The sequence below is a fragment of the Paenibacillus sp. J31R122 genome, from assembly GCF_056269185.1.
Genome location: NZ_JBWDNM010000001.1, coordinates 704860 through 722072, shown reverse-complemented (window position 1 = coordinate 722072; position 17213 = coordinate 704860). Strand labels below are relative to the sequence as shown.

The window sequence follows — 17213 nt, the reverse complement described above, 5'->3', positions numbered from 1 at the left end:
GGCTATCGACCTACAACTTTCTGCCCCGGCTTTAACCCTTGCAAAATTTCGATCTGCGTCGAGGTCTGTTGACCTACTTCCACATCAACTTCACGTTTGCCATCAGCTTCAACTACCTGTACATAAGTACGGGAACCAATCGTGCGTAACGCGGAAGGAGGAATAACAATAGCATTTTCTGTGCGCTTAGTAATAATATTAATCGATAGAGGCGCGCCTCTATTCAATCCTTTTGGCAAGTCTTTAATATCGACAATGAGAAAGTCCTCTGGGCGTTCAGGCTTCACTTCACCTGGCATCCCCCCCATGCCTCCACCGTTATTCTGTTCCTCGCCTTTAATAGGCAGCTGCTTTATTTTACCTTTGAAATTGCCGACATTGCTAATGTTGACAACAACCTCCATACCAACTGCTACTTTCTCAAGCTCGGTTTTCGTAAGCTTTGCTGCAGGTGTTATTTGACTTGTATCTGCTACGATCGCAATCGGAGCGTATTTTTTTATGACATCACCCTTTTGAACGTTTAATGTAACGATCGTGCCATTTAAAGGGGAGGTTAAACTCGCTTTGCCTATTTCCTCTTCAAGATCAAGGAGTTTTTGCTTCTGTTCTTCGAACGCAATCGATTTCTCTTCAAATTCAATCTGGTCCATCTCATCTCGCTGACGAAGAGTCTCTTTCATCGCAATTTCTTCTTTCTTAAACGCGATCTTCGCCAATCGTAAGTTTTTGACCAATTCATCTACATCAAGCTCGCCAATTACTTGACCAACCTTAACGACATCACCTGTTTTTACATAAAGCTCTTTCAAATTTTTTCCATCCATTGTGAAGAAAAGCGTTTCTTCCTTCATTGAAATTAATTTTCCGATTACAGGAACCTTCGTCTCGAGATTTGCTGTCGTTACCTCATACTCCGGTTTTTTTGATATTTGAGCTGGTGCTATCTCAGGCAGCACTTCCTCTTCCTCTTCCTTCGGAAGTAAAGAACAACCGCTGGTAAATATTAAAGAAGCACTCATTACAACAACTATTGAACGTTTAAACAAACTTTCCGTCCACCATTTCGTAAACATGGTCGGCAACCTCCAAAATCGTAGGATCATGTGTAGTCATGCAAATCGTAACTTGTTCAGTGCGAATTATATTTTGAAAGACCGCCATAATTTGTGCCGACATCCCCGAATCAAGCTCGGCCGTCGGTTCATCCGCCAGCAGGAGCATCGGCTTATGCGCAATTGCTTTAGCAATGGCTACACGCTGCTGTTCTCCACCCGACATCTCAAATGGGCGATGATGCATTCGTTTCTCTAGCCCTACTAGCTCTAGACACTGAGCAACTCTTTCCTTCCATTGGCCACGCGGTATGCCAGCCATTCTAAGTGATAGCTCCACATTCTCCCAAGCAGACAGCAAGGGCATAAGAGCAAACGCTTGGAAAATAAACCCCATGTCCTTACGGCGCACAAGAGTTCTCTCGTTATCGCTCATTTTGTCGAAATGCTTGCCATTAAACCAAATTTCACCCTTGCTCGGCGTATCTAATCCACCCAAGCAATTCAATAACGTCGTTTTTCCTGAACCTGATCTGCCTCTTAGCATAACTAACTGCCGAGGCTTCAGTTCCATTTGAATCCCTTTCAGTACATGAAGCGGCGAGCCTCCCACTTGGAAAATACGCTCTACATTGTTGACGATCAGCAGCTTGCTCTGTTCATCATCCGTGACTCCTAGCTTCGTGTTTTGTTCAGTTTCTTCCGGAATTGCCATGAGCCCCTCCATTACCCCCTTCGTGAACAGGTACAACAAAACTTACTTCGTAAATTTCGCAATTGTAACTTTCATAATTCTAATCTTACATGATAGACGAAGGACATGCGTAAAAAGTTACGTCTATTTCATAAATTTAGCAAAAAATATTTACAAAAAAAACCTGCCCTCAGCGGACGATAAAACTTCCAGCTAAAAACAGTTTTTTTTCGACAGTTAATTCACTTTAAAATGGGAAACCGAACGGTTTAGTTCGCTTACGATCTCATTCAAATGCGATGCTGCCGTATTTATATTTTCCATAAGAGCCAGCTGTTCCTCTGTTGCGGCAGCTACATTTTCTGTTTTATCAAAATTAATCGCTGCGCTAGAAGCCGACTGTTCCATAGATGCGCTTACTTCTTGCGAACTTGCCGACATTTCTTCTGTAATTGCCGAGGTTTCAACCAGCTGCTCCGTCATTTTCAAAATAGAGGAAACAATAACATCCAGGTTGTCCTTTACTTCGTTTACACGCGCACTGCCTCGTTCTATCTCTTCTATCGTCTGAACCATATAAGAGGAGGCACCAGATATTTCGCTGCGCGTAACATCGACTAGCTGATGAATGCCATCTGCTGATTCAAGTGAATTTGCCGCAAGCTTCCGGATTTCTCCCGCTACCACTGCGAAGCCTCTTCCATGCACCCCCGCTCGTGCTGCTTCAATAGATGCATTGAGTGATAAAATATTGGTTTGATTAGCAAATGCAGTAATGTTATCAGCAATTGCCCCAATTTGCTGTGATCGATTTTCCAAAATACCAATCGTATTCGACAGCTTCGAAATCACTGTTTTTACTTCTGTCATTTGATCAACCAAACGTAACAGTGCGGCTTGACCTTGATCTGCTTGATGCGATGTAGTAGTAGAGTGATCAGCAATCGCTGTTGTATTTTCCGCAATACGTTGAATTCCAACTGTCATCTCTACTATTGCTTTAGAAGTTTCCTCTGCACCGCGAGCTTGAATCTCCGTTCCATTCGCAACCTCTTGAATATTGTGCGCGACATGCTCAGCAGCGGCTGATGACTCCAAGGATGCTGTCGACATTTGCGTTGCAGATTTGTTTACCTCCATCGCATTAACGAAAATACCCGATATGAGCTGCTTCGTCACATCAATCATATGGTCGACTGACTTTGAAATGATGCCAAGTTCATCCTTGCTATACTTCTTGTCCGGCAGGACCATTAAATCCCCTTCGGTTACACACTGCATCTTACTAACAACACTTCTGACAGTTCTCATTATTTGTCGAATTGTAAATAGTGTTGTGCTGATTATTAACAAGGAAACGACAATGATACCGGTAAAAATACTAAGTTGTGTTTGTTTTAGCTTATCTTGTATCTCTCTAATTTTGCTTTTGGCGTATGCATCGACATTTTGATCAACTTCATCGATCCCTGATCTGCCCACCTGAAAATTGTTATCCATTTCTTTATTTCTAAATACCGAACTACCATCGGATGCTGCTTTCAAAGCCGCTGCCGACCAAAAATTAAAATTAGCTTTAACTTCAATTAAAATATTTCCGATCTTTCGCTCAGACTCACCATATGCTAGGTCTTGGAGCTGCTTCTTACTTATTATTGTTTGTGCTTCTGAGATTCCCTCATCTACTTGCTTAATATTGTTCGCTAATTCTTCCCGAGCAGCTTTTGCTTCCACTTGATCCAGCGTTCCCGATTCCACCTTCAGAAAGGCCACATATGCCTGATACATATCTCTGTCGGCATTTAATATAAGGCTATTAACTTCATTGGACGTCTCATAAATTTCATCGGACATCTCTTTAAATGTAGAATTATTTTCGCCAAGCAAAAACAATCCCGTGAACAAATAAAAGCCTAGTGGAATTAAAGCAAGTAACGCCAGCCTCACTCGTAATGATAAATTCATTAATCTTTCCCGCCCCTCAATTCATAGAAACCCATACACTCTGTATATCGGAAATCTATAGGTATTTCGGAAGATACACAGATCATTTTCAAAAAAAATAAATGTCGAATACTGTCTTATTTCCACAAAAAAAAGCACATTCACCATTGTCGGCAAACGTGCTCTCGTACAATATTGTAAATCACTTAATTTCCGAACGATTGCGGATTACTTCTCCAAGCTTGCAGTGCCGCAACATCCTCAGGATCTACTTTCCCTAGCTCTACAGCCGTTTCAATAAGTGCGCTATAATTGGATAACGTCTGAAGCGGAACTTGCTCCGAAGCGAATGCTTGCACGGCTTGATCAAACTCATAAGTAAATATCGCAAGTACTGCCAGCACTTCTGCCCCTGCTTCGCGAACGGCAAGCGCCGCTTTCAGCGAGCTTCCGCCTGTCGAAATTAAATCCTCGATAACAACAACCTTCTGGCCAGGTAGAACACGCCCTTCGATCTGGTTCTGCTTGCCATGTCCCTTAGCTTTGTCGCGTATATAAGCCATAGGCAGATTAAGCTTTTGCGCTACCCATGCCGCGTGAGGAATGCCTGCTGTTGATGTGCCGGCAATGACCTCTGCATCCGGATAACGCTCACGGATAATCGCAGCAAAGCCTTCCGCCACAAGATCACGAATAGCTGGGTAAGTCATAGTCAACCGATTATCGCAATAGATTGGTGACTTAATACCTGATGTCCATGTAAAAGGCTCATTCGGACGAAGTGCTACCGCTTCGATTTCAAGCAGGCTCTTCGCGATTTCTTTCGGTAATTGTGCAACTGTTATTTTACTCATAGGAAGTCATCTCCTCAATTATGGATTCTATTGCCGTACGCGGCTTTATTGCAGCTGTAATTGGACGCCCAATTACCAGATAATCTGTTCCTTGTCTCAATGCCTCGCTAGGCGTCATAATACGTGATTGATCGTTCACATCTGCACCTATCGGCCTGATGCCAGGTGTTATCGTTTGAAACGAAGCGCCGCAGAGCGCTTTAATGGCTGTTACTTCAGAAGGAGATGCAACAACACCATCCAATCCAGCTGCTTTAGTTAGTTGCGCATAGCGAAGAACAGCAGCTTCGACAGTTCCTTCAATACCTATTTGATCATTCAGCATAGATTGATTTGTGCTTGTTAAGTGTGTGACCGCAATTACTGTCGGTTTACGATTAGACCTGCCTGCTAGAGCCATGTCAACGCCTTCTAAAGCAGCTTCCATCATGGCGCTTCCGCCTGCAGCATGTACATTAAACATATCGACGCCAAGCTTCGTTATACTATTTGCGCCACCCTTGACCGTATTCGGAATATCATGCATTTTCAAATCGAGAAAAACGTAATAGCCCCGTTCCTTCAACCTTTGCACGAAGGAGGGTCCAGCTGCGTAGAATAATTGCATTCCAACTTTCATATAGCACGGTATGCCCTCTAATTCTTCAATCAAACGCTCCGCTGCTACAGCATCGGGATAATCTAACGCGACCATAATCTTTCCGGCTGCTTGATCGTTTGTCAGCTTCATTACTAATCTCCCCTTTTCTTGATAGGCACAATAAACGGCCATACGTCTGCTTCGCAATACTAGATAGGAATGAATTCCTAAGCTAATGCAGTGCGAAGCATCTGACGCTGGCCGTACTTTTAAGCTTCAAGAAGCTTATTTATCTTACTTCTTCTGCGGTACTGGCATAGAACGCGAGGAGAAGTTAAGTGTTTCAAGCATAACTAGCAAAGCACGTACAGTATCAAGCGATGTCATACAAACCACACCATTTTCAACTGCTTCACGACGAATACGGAAGCCATCACGCTCAGGAGCCTTGCCTTTTGTCAAAGTATTGACAACAAATTGCGCTTCTCCCTCACGAACTAGATCTAGAATGTTCGGTGATCCCTCGCTTAGCTTATTAACCGTATTTACGATCAAGCCAGCTTCCTCTAGAGCTTTTGCCGTTCCGCCTGTCGCAATAATTCTGTAGCCTAGATTGAAGAATCCGCGAAGCAATTCAGTCGCCTCTTCTTTATCTTTGTCAGCTACTGTAGCGATAATAGCGCCAGATGTAGGAATTTTCATTCCTGCCCCGATGAGACCTTTATAAAGTGCCTTGGCGTACTGTACGTCACGACCCATTACTTCACCAGTCGATTTCATCTCCGGAGTTAGCGTAGGATCAACTCTCCGAAGCTTAGCAAAGGAGAATACAGGTACTTTTACCGATACAAACTCGTCTTCAGGCCACAAGCCCTCAACATAGCCAAGATCAGCAAGTTTTGTGCCGAGAATGACTTGTGTAGCTAAGTTTGCCATCGGCAGATTAGTTACTTTGCTCAAGAAAGGAACCGTACGTGATGAACGTGGATTAACTTCAATCACATACACTTTATCTTGATGAATAACGAATTGGATATTCACTAGACCAATTACATCTAGAGCTTTAGAAATCTTAATCGTTATATCGATAATTTGCTGCTTAATATCATCCGATAACGACTGCGGCGGGTACACCGCGATCGAGTCGCCTGAGTGAACACCAGCGCGCTCTACGTGCTCCATAATACCTGGAATTACAACCGTATCGCCATCACAAATCGCGTCAACTTCCGCTTCTTTGCCTAGCATGTAGCGGTCAATCAGTACCGGATGCTCCGGGTTGATTTTCACAGCAACTTCCATATAGCTCAGTAGTTCTTCATCTGAATACACGATTTCCATTGCGCGTCCACCGAGTACATAGGAAGGACGAACAAGTACCGGATAACCTAGACCTTGAGCCGTTGCAACTGCTTCATCAACAGAAGTAACTGTGCTGCCGTCCGGTTGTGCAATATCCAAGCTGCGAAGCAAAGCTTCAAACTTTTTGCGATCCTCGGCTGCATCGATACTCTCCAAGCTGGAGCCTAGAATTTTAACTCCTGCTTTAGTAAGCGGTGAAGCTAGATTGATCGCTGTTTGTCCGCCGAATTGCACAATAACACCGATCGGGTTTTCTTGTTCGATGACGTTCATAACATCTTCGAAAAATAATGGTTCAAAATACAGTCTGTCAGACGTGCTGAAATCTGTCGAAACGGTTTCTGGGTTGTTATTAATAATAACCGCCTCATAGCCCGCATTCTGAATAGCCCATACCGCATGAACCGTAGAGTAATCGAATTCGATACCTTGACCGATACGAATTGGACCAGAACCAAGCACAAGAACTTTTTTCTTATCGGTATGAATGACTTCATTTTCTACTTCGTATGTTGAATAGTAGTACGGTGTAGTCGCTTCAAATTCAGCGGCACAAGTATCTACCATCTTGTATACCGGCTTAAGGTTAAGCTGTACGCGCAGTGCACGCACATCCGCTTCAGTTGTGTGGCTGCCATTCGGGAAGCCTTCGCGACGTATTTCTGCGATCGAACGGTCAGAGAATCCTTTACGCTTTGCTTCATACAGCGTTTGCTGAGATAGCGTTGATTCACTGCGCATGCGATCTTCAAAAGCGATGATCGATTGAATTTTATCAAGGAACCACCAATCGATTTTCGTCAAATCTTGAATATCCTGAAGCTTATAGCCGCGGCGGAAAGCTTCCGCTACTAGGAACATACGCTCGTCGTCTGGCTTCTCAAGGCGAGTATTAAGAGTTGCTTCATCAAGTAAAGAAGCTTCCGGCAAATGAATCCGATGAGCACCGATTTCAAGGGAACGAACAGCTTTATGAATGGACTCCTCGAAAGTACGACCAATAGCCATAACTTCGCCCGTTGCTTTCATTTGCGTACCTAGCTTACGATTCGCATTAACGAATTTGTCAAAAGGCCAGCGTGGAATTTTGGATACGATATAATCAAGTGCCGGCTCGAAGCATGCATAAGTTTGTCCTGTTACTGGGTTTATGAGCTCATCAAGCGTGTAACCAACGGCAATTTTCGCTGCCATCTTCGCAATTGGATAGCCCGTTGCTTTCGAAGCAAGCGCTGACGAACGGCTTACACGTGGGTTAACCTCGATGACGTAATATTGATAGCTATGTGGATCAAGTGCATACTGCACGTTACATCCGCCTTCAATATTTAGAGCGCGAATAATTTTGAGTGATGCCGAACGAAGCATTTGATACTCACGATCAGACAATGTTTGGCTAGGAGCCACAACGATGCTATCACCTGTATGCACGCCAACCGGATCAAAGTTTTCCATGTTACAAACAACAATACAGTTGTCATTCGCATCACGCATAACTTCATATTCAACTTCCTTCATGCCCGCAATCGATTTCTCGATCAAGCATTGTCCAATCGGACTGTAACGAATACCGGAAGCAACGATTTCGATTAGTTCTTCTTCATTCGCACAAATACCACCGCCAGTACCCCCAAGTGTATAAGCAGGACGTACGATGACTGGGTACCCGATTGAATTAGCGAATTCTACTGCCGCTTCTACTGTAGTGATGATATCACTATCAGGTACTGGCTGCTCTAGTTCACGCATGAGATCACGGAACAAATCACGATCTTCCGCTTTTTCGATAGCAGTTAATTGCGTTCCAAGCAGCTTTACATTTTCCCGTTCAAGCACGCCTGCGCGAGCAAGCTCGACAGCCATGTTAAGGCCAGTTTGTCCGCCTAGCGTCGGCAGCAAGCCATCCGGGCGCTCTTGACGAATAATTTGTGTTACAAACTCCAGCGTAATTGGTTCGATATAAACTTTGTCAGCCATATTTGTATCCGTCATGATTGTTGCTGGATTGCTGTTTATGAGGACAACCTCATACCCTTCTTCCATCAACGCCTGACAAGCTTGCGTTCCTGCATAGTCAAATTCAGCTGCTTGTCCGATCACGATCGGACCAGACCCGATCACGAGAATTTTTTTAAGTTTATTATTTTTGGGCATACTGAAGTTCTCCTTTCAACGTCTCCGATAACACAGCTTGACGAGGTTTTTGTGGGTTATTTTGCTTGTGAGTACGGATCATTTCCAGGAATTCATCAAACAGATAGCTGGAATCCTGAGGGCCTGGCGCTGCTTCTGGATGATATTGCACTGAGAAAGCAGGGAATGTATTATGTTTCAGGCCTTCAATGGTACGGTCGTTATTATTGATGTGAGTGACAGACAGCCCTGTGTTAGCAATGGAATCCTCTATTACTGTATATCCATGGTTTTGCGATGTAATATAGCAGCGATTAGTCGCTAGCTCTTTAACCGGATGGTTACCGCCGCGATGACCAAACTTCAGTCTCTCTGAATCAGCGCCGCAAGCTAATGCGAACAGCTGATGACCTAAACAAATACCGAAAATCGGATATTCGCCAAGCAGCTCCGAAATCATTTTCACGGCGTAAGGAACATCCTTCGGATCCCCAGGGCCATTAGACAATTGAATGCCATCTGGTGCTAAATGACGAATTTCTTCAGCAGTCGTGTTATGCGGAACGACAACTACGTCACAACCGCGTTTCGTCAGTTCGCGCAAAATACCACTTTTCGAGCCGAAATCTACAAGTACGATACGAGCACCTTGCCCTGGGCTTGAGAATATGTTAGGGGTTGAAGTACGAGCAACTTGATCGGTCATAAGCTGTGAAATATTGAGACGCTCAGCAAGCTCTTCAATGCGCTCATTTCCAGTTGTAATAAGACCTTTCATTGTGCCAAAATGACGCAATTTACGAGTCAGCATACGCGTATCAATATCGCTGATGCCAGGAATGCCATACTCTTTCAACAATTGGCCAAGTGAATATTGCGCACGCCAGTTGCTTGGAATCTCTTCATGGCGACGTGTAACGAAGCCGTGTATATATGGGCGCATCGATTCGAAATCGTCGCGTGTAATACCGTAGTTACCGATCAATGGGTAAGTCATCGTAACGATTTGTCCGCAGTATGATGGATCGGACAGAACTTCCTGATACCCTGTCATGCCTGTGTTAAATACAACCTCACCCATCATTTGCGCTTCTGCGCCGAACGAAAGGCCCGTGAACAACGTACCATCTTCCAACAATAGTCTTGCTTGCATCCGTATCACTCCTCAGGTGTTGATTCATTCATCTATTTGCTAGTCTGCTAGTCTGCTTGTTAATCGAAGCTTCTATTATTCTGACCAAACCACAGCGCCATCGACAATTGTCGTTACTGGCCAACCGCTCAGCTTCCAACCGCCGAATGGAGTATTGTTGCTTTTTGAAGCAAATGTACTCGGATCAACTGCACGCTCGCTGTCTAAATCTACAATTGTAACGTCTGCCGGCGAGCCGATTTCAAGGCTACCAGTCGGAAGGCGGAACACTCGAGCAGGGTCAGCTGTCATACGCTGCAGTAGAAAGCCCAGTGTCCATTTACCCGTTTGTACAAACTTCGTATACAAGAGCGGGAAAGCTGTTTCGAAGCCTACGATACCAAAAGGCGCTAGCTGCACGCCGCGAGCCTTTTCTTCCGCGCTGTGCGGTGCATGATCGGTTACGATCATATCCAGCGTACCATCCTCGAGACCTTCAATAACTGCCTGCACATCACGAGGCGTACGAAGCGGAGGATTCATTTTCCAATTGGCATCCTCAAGTCCCGGAATATCTTCATCTGAAAGGACCAAGTGATGCGGGCAAACCTCAGCAGTTACCTTTACTCCTACTTGCTTCGCTAATCGGATCAATCTTACCGATTGCTCCGTGCTTACATGACAAACGTGGTAATGAACGCCTGTCGCTTCGGCAAGCAAAACATCTCTACCTACATGAATAGCCTCCGACTCATTCGGAATCCCTTTCAGTCCATGCTTGCGGGAAAACTCACCTTCAGATGCCCACGCGCCTTCGACAAGTGAATCATCTTCGCAATGAGCAATGATAGGCATATCCATCGATTTAGCGAGCGCCATCGCATTTTTCATCATTTGAGCATTTTGTACACCGACTCCGTCATCTGTAAAACCAATTGCGCCTGCTTCCTTCAATGCGGCAAAATCAGTCAATTCACGTCCAAGCTCATTTTTTGTAATGGCAGCATAAGGAAGGACCTTTACAATACCAACCTGCTCCGCCTTATTCGTAATGTAGCGAATCGTTTCAGGGGTATCACTTACTGGCCGTGTATTCGGCATACATGCGATCGTTGTGAATCCGCCTTTGGCTGCAGAGCGTGTGCCTGTCTTAATATCTTCTTTATATTCAAACCCAGGATCACGTAAATGAACATGCATATCAATAAAGCCTGGTGACACTAGCTTGCCTAGCGCGTCAATGACTTGAGCGCTGCCAGTATCCGGTGTTGCGGCACCATCCACAACAGCTTCGATTTTTCCGTCTTCAATTTGTAAATGCTTGACTTCCAAGCTGCCAGTAGCTTCGTTCCAAATGTTGCCGTTAATAATCCATAATGACATTGTGTGTTTACCCTCCGGAATTATTCAGTTTTTATTATTCTAGTTAAGCGCCCGTTCAATAACAGCCATTCGAATGGGAACACCATTTTCCATTTGAGTAAAAATACGCGACTGTGGGTGCTCGACGAGCTCATCATCAATTTCTACGTTGCGATTTATTGGTGCCGGATGCATGATAATGGCCTGCTTTCCTAATCGACTAGCTCGTTCGACTGTTAAACCGAACTGCTCGCGATAATTTTCTGCCGAGCTAAGCATTCCGCTCTCATGACGCTCAAGTTGTACGCGGAGCATCATGACTACATCCGACTTCAACGCTTCATCTATTGACACATAAGGTGCATCCAGTTCAGTCGCTTGCATATTCGCGGGAGCGCAGAAGCGAACGTTTGCTCCAAACTTCTTCAAGGCATATAAATTTGAGCGAGCAACGCGGCTGTGCATTATATCCCCGATTATAGAAACGTTAAGACCTTTTAGTTGCCCGAAATGTTTCTTCATCGTGTACAGGTCGAGCAACGCTTGTGTTGGATGCTCATTGTTGCCGTCCCCGGCATTTATTAGTGGCACTTTTATTTGAGTTGCAAGCTCTGCAAGCACTCCGTTTGGTTTCAAACGAATAATGCCAACATCAATGCCCATTGATTCTAAGGTGCGCACTGTGTCATAGATCGACTCGCCCTTCTGTACGCTCGATACGGCGGCCGAGAAGTTCAACACCTCTGCACCTAAGCGTTTCTCAGCTACCTCGAATGAAAATCTAGTTCTTGTACTATTTTCAAAAAACATATTCGCTGCAAATTTACCTTGCATCAATGTGTGTACTTTTGTGGAATGATTTTCCCAATAAGCCGCTCGGTCAAGAATGGATTCAATCTCCTCTTTGCCAAGCTCTTTTAATCCGAGCAAACTCCGTTGTTTTAGTTGAGTCATCGTCATCCGGCTTGCCCCCTTTGATTAATTATGGTGACCTGATCAATCAGATCAATTTCTGTAAGTGATACATCGATTTGCTCCTGTTTGGAGGATGGTACGTTTTTGCCAACGAAGTCAGGACGAATAGGAAGCTCTCGATGTCCCCGGTCAACAAGTACCGCGAGCTGAATACTTTGCGGTCTCCCGCAATCCATAAGCGCGTCCATAGCCGCTCGAATTGTACGACCTGTATACAAGACATCATCGAACAAAATAATACGTTTATCCTCTACCGAAAGTGGTGCGCCGTCCACTTCACCAATCGCTGCTGCAACCTCCACATTCGCTGTAATCGCGGCTTTGCGGTCATCCCGATATTGCGTAATATCAAGTTCGCTCACAGGTACGGGCTTACCTTCGATTTCTTGAATGCGTTCCGCGATTCGACGAGCTAGATAAATACCGCGTGTTCTAATACCAACGAGCACACAATTATCAATCCCTTTGTTTTTCTCCACAATCTCGTGGGCAATTCGCGTTAATGCCCGGCGAATCGCCGTTTCATCCATGATGACCAGATACTCTTCTTCCGTCATTTCCGCGTTCCCCTTTCATAATTGCCCAATGGTTTGCTTTTGGCATAAAGGCATAAAAAAACTCCTTGCGTCGTTCGCAAGGAGTCGGTGACTAGTCAGGAAAAGAGAGGTTGCATGCCTCACTGCTCTCGTCACAGAAAGCAGTGTAATAGGCTGTCCTACTCTTCTCACTATATTGACTTGTTATTCACGCTACCTTGCCAGCCTCTCGGGACTGAGTTAAAGGTACTGCTGTATATCATAGGAATTATCCCACGTTCGACAAAAGATGTCAAGTAAAAACGATTATTTCCGCTTCTGCTACGTGTTGATTTATTCTAATTAACTATACAAGGTAAGCGTTGGTTATTATAGACTGAGCTTACGGATACGATCAACCGCTTTTTCCGTATTCTCACGGCTTCCGAAAGCTGATAGTCGGAAATAGCCTTGACCGCTTTGACCGAAGCCCACGCCAGGTGTTCCTACGATGTTCGCTTCAGATAGAAGCTTGTCGAAAAATGCCCACGAATCTAAGCCATTAGGTGTTTTAAGCCAAATGTAAGGTGCGTTGACGCCGCCGAATACTTCAAGACCAATTGAAGCAAGACCATCACGGATAATAGCTGCATTCGTCATATAGTACTCAACCAGCGATTTGATCTGCTCTTGTCCTTCAGGGGAGTATATAGCTGCTGCACCGCGTTGAGTTACATACGACACACCATTAAACTTGGTTGTATGACGGCGATTCCATAGATCGTTAATCAATACCTCATTACCGCTAGCATCAAGACCCTTAAGCTCACGCGGTACAACTGTGTACGCACAACGAACACCGGTAAAGCCAGCTGTTTTGGAGAAGCTGCGGAATTCAATGGCTACTTCGCGGGCGCCTTCGATTTCATAAATGCTGTGCGGAACATCTTCCTCTTGAATGAACGCTTCATAAGCTGAATCATACAAAATTATGCAGTTGTTTGCTTTCGCGTAATCAACCCATACTTTGAGCTCATCCTTCGTTAGCGTCATTCCCGTAGGATTGTTAGGATAGCACAAGTAAATGATGTCCACCTTGCGGTTTGGCAAGCTTGGCTTGAAATCATTTTCAGCTGTACATTCCAAATATGCAATATCCTCATAACGTTTGGTTTCTTGATTATATTTCCCTGAGCGTCCTGCCATTACATTCGTATCGACATAAACCGGGTAAACTGGATCTTGAACAGCAACAATACTATTTTGGCTAAAAATCTCTTGAATGTTGCCTACATCGCATTTCGATCCATCACTTACGAATACTTCATTGGATGCGATGTGAATGCCGCGTGATTTATAATCATTGTCGATAATCGCTTGAATCAAAAAGTCATAGCCCTGCTCTGGTCCATATCCGCGAAAAGATTCTGGTGCCGCAAGCTCATCTACTGCACTGTGCATCGCTTGGAGCACTGTATCAGGCAAGCCGCGTGTTACGTCGCCGATTCCTAAGCTAATAATTTCAGCGTTTGGATTTTCTTGAATAAATTTTGTGCGTCGCTTAGCAATTTCTGAGAACAAAAAGCTGCCTTGCAGCTCTAAATAGTTTTGATTAATCGATGTCATTTCGTGTCACCAGCCCTTAAAATTCATTAATTTCGTTGTTATTGTTTAGAATAACGTACTTCCCTGACTGAAATAATGAATAATCTGCTGAAAAGTTTGCACTTTTGCACGTTTAATGTTACCGTAACCGCAAGCTATTTAATACATGCTCAAAATCAGCAGGTATTGGCACTTCGAATTCCAATCTCTCCCCGCTCCGCGGATGTGTAAATCCAATTACCGCTGCGTGCAGAGCTTGTCCTTTCAAGGCAACCGTTTTGTTTCTGCCATATACCGGATCACCGGCAAGAGGATGTCCAATGTATTTCATATGGACACGAATTTGGTGCGTACGTCCAGTTTCAAGCTGCAATTCTACAATCGAATAATCCTCCAAACGCTCCATCACTACAAAATGAGTCACCGCGTGCCTACTATTGTGTTCTGTTACAGTAAACAGCTTCCGATCATTTAAATCGCGTCCGATAGGAGCGTCAATTGTTCCTTGATCATGCGGCACATTGCCGTGTACAAGTGCAATATACTTGCGTGTAACGGTATGCTCCTTTAACTGTTCCGCTAGCGATATATGTGCCAGGTCGTTTTTGGCAACCATTAGCAAGCCTGTAGTATCTTTATCTATACGATGCACAATACCGGGGCGAAGAACACCATTAATTCCGGACAAGTCGCGGCAATGATGCATAAGCGCATTGACGACTGTTCCTGATGAATGACCCGGCGCGGGATGAACAACCATGCCGCGAGGTTTGTTAATCACAATCACATCAGAATCCTCATAGATGATTTCAAGTGGAATAGCTTCGGGCAAAATAGCCGCTTCATGAGGCTCTGGTATTTGCAAAGCAACTTGATCATTTTCCGAAACTTTATAATTTGCCTTTGCGACTTTCCCGTTAACCTCAACGGCCCCAGCCTTAATCCACTCTTGAACTTGCGTTCGCGATACCGCGACATCATCGATGCAGTCAGTCACAAACTTATCTAATCGTTCTCCAGATTGCTCCGGCAAGACGATCCATTCTAACGACTCTTCATTATACGGGTTGCTGCTCATGATTGTTTTGATCCTTGTCCTCTCCGTTTTGCAATTGTTTCTTCTCATCCCTAGCCACTAGCAAGGTGTCAATTAATATTAATATTACACCGCATACGATAGCAGAATCAGCAACGTTAAATATCGGGAACTGATAGCTGCCAAAATTAAACTGTAGAAAATCAACAACTTCACCATAAAGAGCCCGATCGATGAAATTGCCAACGGCACCACCAAGCACAAGCCCTAGTCCAACTAATAGCCATGGCTTCGCTGACTTACGCACAGCTTGAATGTACCAAATAATTCCAATTACAATTACACAAGTAATAATAACGAAAAACCAACGCCGCCCCTGCATTATACCGAAGGCTGCACCGCTATTTCGATGCGAGGTAATAAGAAAAAAATTACCAATAACGCTTATCTGCTCACCCAGAACTAACTGCGTTTCAATTATTTTCTTCGTTATAAAATCAAGCACCAAAACAAGTACTGCAATTAAATAATAATAAAACCGCATCTTTTCACTCTCCTTAGGTTTTGCGTAGCAAAACCAGCATCGTAAGCATTAACTTAGGTTTTGCGAAGTAAAGCCAACAACATAGACCAATTAATTTAGTCCCAAATTATTGTAGCATACTGGGATAAGCAAGAGCCAGCGCACACTGTTTTTCTTCCAACGATGTCCATACTGAAAAAACGCACAACAGCAAAAGCTAATGAAGCAATTATGTTTTCTGGAAAGGATGGTGCTTCATATGTCAACCCCTACTCAAGCACAAATTAATTCGCTCCGCAGCAGACTGCAAGCTGAGCGCCATGAAATTGAACAACGTCTCGCGGACAATGAGCATTACGGTCTAAGCCATTCATTGCGTGATGACACCGGAGAGCTTTCTCCAATCGACAACCACCCAGGAGATCTGGCTACTGAGCTCTACGAGCGAGAGAAGGACATTGCCCTTCTCGAGCAAGAAGATTTGCATCTCGTACGAATTGAAGCTGCTCTTGAAGCAATAAACAAAGGAACCTATGGTGTTTGTTTAACATGCAAGGAACCAATTCCTTACGAACGATTAGACGCTGTACCCGATACTATTTATTGCATTGAGCATGCACCGCGGCAACAGCTTGCGTTCAATCGTCCCATAGAAGAGCTCTTACTCACTCCCGCGTTTGGCAGGACAAGTATGGATGAGCATGATTCCTATAATGGCTTTGATGGTGAAGACGCTTGGCAAATCGTTGAACAGTGGGGCAACGCAAGTTCACCTGCCATGTCCGAAAACCGAAATGTCACTGACTACGAACATGTCGGCCTCGAAGCAGACGAGAACGATGGCTTTGTAGAACCACTGGAAAGTTTTATCGCTACTGATATTACAGGAAGGCATGTATCCGTCATTCGCAACCATGCCTATGATCGTTACATGGAATCAGGCGAGGGTGACCACGGCCTTGAATTCGACGACTCTGAGTTTAGCTAGCCTTTAATATGCCTTGCCTTCTAGCTGGATTTGAACAATCCGTACAATATCTGCTATGTAGTCGCCTATTATCGGTAAATTCAACGCGCCTAATATTTGCAAGACATAAAGTATGGTTGCTGCAAAAAAAGTGAATCCAGTCGCAATTCCGATACCCCTTGCGGTACCGGAAAGCAAATTCCGCCAAATAAGTGACCATGGTCTGTTTAGTAAATCAACATACGCTGCAATATGCGTCTTCTCCATCTTGGAAGCGATATGCTGAAGCCTTGTATCAAGCTTGCTTAACGAAGTATATAGCTCGTCAGAATCCTTCGATTTTTCCGGATTTTTTTGTTCCATACGAGTCATCCCCTTTGTAAACAATAAAACGAGGTCCGTCTTTCCAGCGTCGGCATCAAGCATTGCTGTCTGATTGCTTGATGCAGCTCTGTAGGACAGCGGCCTCGTTTTTC

15 protein-coding genes are annotated in these 17213 nt (G+C 44.4%); 1 reads left to right on the top strand and 14 read right to left on the bottom strand.

The features are described 5' to 3' along the window. Window positions 1–2 precede the first annotated feature (2 nt). The 13 genes from AC0YN7_RS02810 to lspA all read right to left on the bottom strand — a co-directional run bounded on the left by AC0YN7_RS02810 (window position 3) and on the right by lspA (window position 15791). Window positions 3–1076, bottom strand: coding sequence for an efflux RND transporter periplasmic adaptor subunit (locus AC0YN7_RS02810; protein ID WP_475808416.1), 1074 nt, complete (start codon window positions 1074–1076; stop codon window positions 3–5). Further along, window positions 1042–1770: an ABC transporter ATP-binding protein gene (locus AC0YN7_RS02805; protein ID WP_475808415.1), complete on the bottom strand. Its 729-nt coding sequence runs from the start codon at window positions 1768–1770 to the stop codon at window positions 1042–1044. The genes AC0YN7_RS02810 and AC0YN7_RS02805 overlap by 35 nt, the downstream gene beginning before the upstream one ends. A 216-nt stretch (window positions 1771–1986) precedes the next feature. Beyond that, on the bottom strand, window positions 1987–3714 hold the full coding sequence (locus AC0YN7_RS02800) for a methyl-accepting chemotaxis protein (protein WP_475808414.1): 1728 nt from the start codon (window positions 3712–3714) through the stop codon (window positions 1987–1989). A 185-nt stretch (window positions 3715–3899) separates the two neighbouring features. Next, window positions 3900–4547, bottom strand: a complete 648-nt coding sequence (pyrE, locus tag AC0YN7_RS02795) for an orotate phosphoribosyltransferase (protein ID WP_475808413.1) — start codon at window positions 4545–4547, stop codon at window positions 3900–3902. After that, window positions 4540–5277 (bottom strand): orotidine-5'-phosphate decarboxylase, encoded by a 738-nt coding sequence (pyrF, locus tag AC0YN7_RS02790; RefSeq protein WP_475808412.1) that lies wholly within the window; start codon window positions 5275–5277, stop codon window positions 4540–4542. Before pyrF ends, pyrE begins: the two co-directional genes overlap by 8 nt. Before the next feature lie 144 nt (window positions 5278–5421). Beyond that, window positions 5422–8643, bottom strand: coding sequence for a carbamoyl-phosphate synthase large subunit (gene carB / locus AC0YN7_RS02785; RefSeq protein ID WP_475808411.1), 3222 nt, complete (start codon window positions 8641–8643; stop codon window positions 5422–5424). Next, on the bottom strand, window positions 8630–9775 hold the full coding sequence (locus AC0YN7_RS02780; protein WP_475808410.1) for a carbamoyl phosphate synthase small subunit: 1146 nt from the start codon (window positions 9773–9775) through the stop codon (window positions 8630–8632). The genes carB and AC0YN7_RS02780 overlap by 14 nt, the downstream gene beginning before the upstream one ends. Before the next feature lie 75 nt (window positions 9776–9850). Then, entirely contained in the window at window positions 9851–11137 is a 1287-nt protein-coding gene (locus AC0YN7_RS02775) for a dihydroorotase (protein ID WP_475808409.1), read from the bottom strand. A 39-nt stretch (window positions 11138–11176) separates the two neighbouring features. After that, entirely contained in the window at window positions 11177–12076 is a 900-nt protein-coding gene (locus AC0YN7_RS02770; RefSeq protein ID WP_475808408.1) for an aspartate carbamoyltransferase catalytic subunit, read from the bottom strand. Beyond that, complete coding sequence (gene pyrR, locus AC0YN7_RS02765) at window positions 12073–12648, bottom strand: bifunctional pyr operon transcriptional regulator/uracil phosphoribosyltransferase PyrR (RefSeq protein WP_475808407.1); 576 nt, start codon at window positions 12646–12648, stop codon at window positions 12073–12075. Before pyrR ends, AC0YN7_RS02770 begins: the two co-directional genes overlap by 4 nt. Window positions 12649–12996: 348 nt before the next feature. After that, a complete protein-coding gene (locus tag AC0YN7_RS02760) occupies window positions 12997–14232 on the bottom strand; it encodes an LL-diaminopimelate aminotransferase (protein ID WP_475808406.1) in 1236 nt (411 codons plus the stop codon). A gap of 118 nt (window positions 14233–14350) precedes the next feature. After that, a complete protein-coding gene (locus AC0YN7_RS02755; protein ID WP_475808405.1) occupies window positions 14351–15289 on the bottom strand; it encodes an RluA family pseudouridine synthase in 939 nt (312 codons plus the stop codon). Beyond that, the gene (gene lspA, locus AC0YN7_RS02750) at window positions 15270–15791 is read right to left on the bottom strand and encodes a signal peptidase II (RefSeq protein ID WP_475808404.1); all 522 of its coding nucleotides are present in this window, start codon (window positions 15789–15791) and stop codon (window positions 15270–15272) included. Before lspA ends, AC0YN7_RS02755 begins: the two co-directional genes overlap by 20 nt. A 238-nt stretch (window positions 15792–16029) precedes the next feature. Here lspA and AC0YN7_RS02745 point away from each other — a divergent pair, with 238 nt between their 5' ends. Continuing rightward, window positions 16030–16758: a TraR/DksA C4-type zinc finger protein gene (locus tag AC0YN7_RS02745; RefSeq protein WP_475808403.1), complete on the top strand. Its 729-nt coding sequence runs from the start codon at window positions 16030–16032 to the stop codon at window positions 16756–16758. Window positions 16759–16761: 3 nt separating this feature from the next. Here the strand turns inward: AC0YN7_RS02745 and AC0YN7_RS02740 are convergent, their stop codons facing one another. Continuing rightward, the gene (locus AC0YN7_RS02740; protein WP_475808402.1) at window positions 16762–17100 is read right to left on the bottom strand and encodes a DUF5665 domain-containing protein; all 339 of its coding nucleotides are present in this window, start codon (window positions 17098–17100) and stop codon (window positions 16762–16764) included. Window positions 17101–17213: the final 113 nt, after the last annotated feature.

Bases quoted from the DNA above. Each gene is read 5' to 3' on its own strand.
- pyrE (WP_475808413.1), bottom strand. From the start codon at position 4,547: ATGAGTAAAATAACAGTTGCACAATTACCGAAAGAAATCGCGAAGAGC.
- pyrR (WP_475808407.1), bottom strand. From the start codon at position 12,648: ATGACGGAAGAAGAGTATCTGGTCATCATGGATGAAACGGCGATTCGC.
- pyrF (WP_475808412.1), bottom strand. From the start codon at position 5,277: ATGAAGCTGACAAACGATCAAGCAGCCGGAAAGATTATGGTCGCGTTA.
- AC0YN7_RS02805 (WP_475808415.1), bottom strand. From the start codon at position 1,770: ATGGCAATTCCGGAAGAAACTGAACAAAACACGAAGCTAGGAGTCACG.
- AC0YN7_RS02755 (WP_475808405.1), bottom strand. From the start codon at position 15,289: ATGAGCAGCAACCCGTATAATGAAGAGTCGTTAGAATGGATCGTCTTG.
- carB (WP_475808411.1), bottom strand. From the start codon at position 8,643: ATGCCCAAAAATAATAAACTTAAAAAAATTCTCGTGATCGGGTCTGGT.
- lspA (WP_475808404.1), bottom strand. From the start codon at position 15,791: ATGCGGTTTTATTATTATTTAATTGCAGTACTTGTTTTGGTGCTTGAT.
- AC0YN7_RS02760 (WP_475808406.1), bottom strand. From the start codon at position 14,232: ATGACATCGATTAATCAAAACTATTTAGAGCTGCAAGGCAGCTTTTTG.
- AC0YN7_RS02800 (WP_475808414.1), bottom strand. From the start codon at position 3,714: ATGAATTTATCATTACGAGTGAGGCTGGCGTTACTTGCTTTAATTCCA.
- AC0YN7_RS02770 (WP_475808408.1), bottom strand. From the start codon at position 12,076: ATGACGATGACTCAACTAAAACAACGGAGTTTGCTCGGATTAAAAGAG.
- AC0YN7_RS02740 (WP_475808402.1), bottom strand. From the start codon at position 17,100: ATGGAACAAAAAAATCCGGAAAAATCGAAGGATTCTGACGAGCTATAT.
- AC0YN7_RS02810 (WP_475808416.1), bottom strand. From the start codon at position 1,076: ATGTTTACGAAATGGTGGACGGAAAGTTTGTTTAAACGTTCAATAGTT.
- AC0YN7_RS02775 (WP_475808409.1), bottom strand. From the start codon at position 11,137: ATGTCATTATGGATTATTAACGGCAACATTTGGAACGAAGCTACTGGC.
- AC0YN7_RS02780 (WP_475808410.1), bottom strand. From the start codon at position 9,775: ATGCAAGCAAGACTATTGTTGGAAGATGGTACGTTGTTCACGGGCCTT.
- AC0YN7_RS02745 (WP_475808403.1), top strand. From the start codon at position 16,030: ATGTCAACCCCTACTCAAGCACAAATTAATTCGCTCCGCAGCAGACTG.